Origin of the sequence: Cellulomonas septica (assembly GCF_012396155.1) — a bacterium.
GTDB classification, from domain to species: Bacteria; Actinomycetota; Actinomycetes; order Actinomycetales; family Cellulomonadaceae; genus Cellulomonas; species Cellulomonas septica.
In genome coordinates, this window is the sequence record NZ_JAAXOY010000555.1 from 1 (window position 1) to 2,386 (window position 2,386).

3 protein-coding genes are annotated in these 2,386 nt (G+C 74.2%); all 3 read right to left on the minus strand.

Features of this window, described 5'->3' with window-relative positions:
* Positions 1-927: aspartate aminotransferase family protein (locus HGA02_RS16465; protein ID WP_168680202.1), on the minus strand; the 927-nt coding region annotated here is incomplete at its 3' end.
* A 2-nt stretch (positions 928-929) separates the two neighbouring features.
* Positions 930-1,778 carry a dimethylargininase gene (ddaH, locus tag HGA02_RS16470; protein ID WP_124341376.1) on the minus strand — a complete coding sequence of 283 codons (849 nt, stop codon included), beginning with the start codon at positions 1,776-1,778 and terminating at the stop codon, positions 930-932.
* Between the two features lie 148 nt (positions 1,779-1,926).
* Positions 1,927-2,386, minus strand: a 460-nt coding sequence (locus tag HGA02_RS16475; protein ID WP_168680204.1) for an SRPBCC family protein, incomplete at its 5' end; no start/stop codon positions are given.

Genomic DNA, 2,386 nt, shown 5'->3' on the forward strand with positions numbered 1-2,386 from the left:
CTCGCCCGTCGCGAGCAGGTCGACGACGGCCAGGCCGACCGCGCACGCGAGCGGGTTGCCGCCGAACGTGGAGCCGTGCGTCCCGGCGGTGAGCACGCCGAGCACGTCGTCGCGGCCGACGACCGCCGAGACGGGCACGATCCCGCCGCCCAGCGCCTTGCCGAGCGTGACGAGGTCGGGCCGGACGCCCCAGAGCTCGCTCGCGAGCGTGCTGCCGGTGCGGCCGAGGCCGCTCTGGATCTCGTCGACCACGAGCAGCACGTCGGCCGCCGTGCACGCGGCCCGCACGGCCGGCAGGTAGTCCGCGGGCGGGATCACGACGCCCTGCTCACCCTGCACGGGCTCGAGCAGGACCGCCACGGTGTGCTCGTCGAGCGCCGCCTCCAGGGCCGCCGCGTCGCCGTACGGCACGCGGACGAAGCCCGGGGTGTACGGGCCGAACCCGTCGTGCGCGTCGGGGTCGGCCGAGAACGACACGATCGTCGTCGTACGGCCGTGGAAGTTGCCGTCGACCACGACGATGCGCGCCTGGCCGTCGGGCACGCCCTTGACGTCGTAGCCCCACTTGCGCGCCGCCTTGATCGCCGTCTCGACGGCCTCGGCGCCCGTGTTCATCGGCAGGACCATCGGCGTGCCGGTGACGAGCGGCCCGACGAGCGACGCGAGCCGGTCCGCGAACGGGTGCAGCAGGTCGTGGTCGAAGGCCCGCGACGTGAGCGTCAGCCGGTCGAGCTGGGCGTGCGCCGCGGCGACGAGTGCCGGGTGCCGGTGCCCGAAGTTGAGCGCGGAGTACGCCGACAGCAGGTCCAGGTACCGGCGGCCGTCGGTGTCCGTCACCCAGGAGCCCTCGCCGGAGACGAGGGTCACGGGCAGCGGGTCGTAGTTCCGCGCGAGCGTCGACGTCCGGGCGTCCTGCAGCGCGGTCATCGTCAGTCTCCCGTCGGGGCGCCAGCCGGACGGATCTCGAGCGTGCAGCACTTCGCGCCGCCCCCGCCCTTGAGCAGCTCCGTGGTCTCGACCGGGATCGGGGTGTACCCGCGCTCGCGCAGCGCGGCGGCGAGGTCGGTCGCGGCGGGCGCGACGACGACGTTCTGCCCGTCGGAGACGGCGTTGAGGCCGAGCGCGACGGCATCCTGCTCGGTCGCGACCACGGCGTCCGGGAAGAGCTGCTGCAGCACCGACCGCGAACCCGCGGAGAACGCCGGCGGGTAGTAGGCGATCTGCGGGTCCGTCGGGTCGCTCGACAGGACCGCCAGGGCGGTGTCGAGGTGGTAGTAGTGCGGGTCGACGAGCTCGAGCGACACGACCGGGCGGCCGAACAGCTCCTGCGCCTCCGCGTGCGCGGCGCGGTCGGTGCGGAAGCCGGTGCCCGCGAGGACCATGTTGCCGACGACGAGCAGGTCGCCCTCGCCCTCGTTGACCTGCGCGGCGGTGTGCGTGACGAAGCCGCGGTCGGCGAACCACTTCTGGTAGGCCGGACCCTCGGGGCCGCGCTCCGGGTAGCGGAACCGGGCGGAGTACACGACGCCGTCGACGACGGTCGCGCCGTTCGCGGCGTAGACCATGTCCGGCAGGCCGTCGATCGGCTCGATCACGTCGACCCGGTGCCCCAGGTCGAGGTAGGTGTCGCGCAGCGTGCGCCACTGCCGGACGGCCAGGTCGACGTCGGTGTACCGCGTCTTGTCCATCCAGGGGTTGATCTCGTACGAGACGGTGTAGAAGCGCGGCTCGCACATCAGGTAGTGGCGGCGCGTGGCACCGGGGGCGGTCGTCGTCATCGTGCTCCTCGTGGGGACGGCGGGAACGGACGGCAGTCACGTCGAGCCTAGGGGGAGCGTCGTGCGCACCTCGTCACCGCCGATTGCGCGTCCGCAGCGGATCCGTTGCGTCGTGACGGCTGATGGCGGCGATCCGTTGCGCGACCGGTCAGAGGTGGCGGGCGTCCTCCTGGGCGGCCTCGTGCGCCGCCAGCCGCAGCGCGCGCCGCACCATGAGCGTGAGGAACGGCGCCGAGGCCGCACGCGTCAGCCCGTCGGGCAGCGGGCCCGCGAGGTGCACCGACTCCGTCCACGACACCCGCGCCGCGTCCGGACCCGCCGCGTGCACCTCGATCCGCGCCGTCCCGCGCAGCACCCGACCGACCTTGGTGAACTCCGCGACCCCCGGGCGGTCGTCGTGCGGCGGGTCGAAGCGGTCGATCCGCATCCGGTCGACGAGCCCGCCGCCGCCACGTCGGGCACGCGGCCCGGTCACCGCGACCACGTAGCCGTCCGCGACGTCCACGCGCGTCAGCGGCACCCACCGGGCGTGGTTCCGTGCGTCCGCGACCAGGTCCCAGGCGCGCGCCGCCGGCAGCGGCAGGACCCGCGTCGTCGTGGTCATGGGG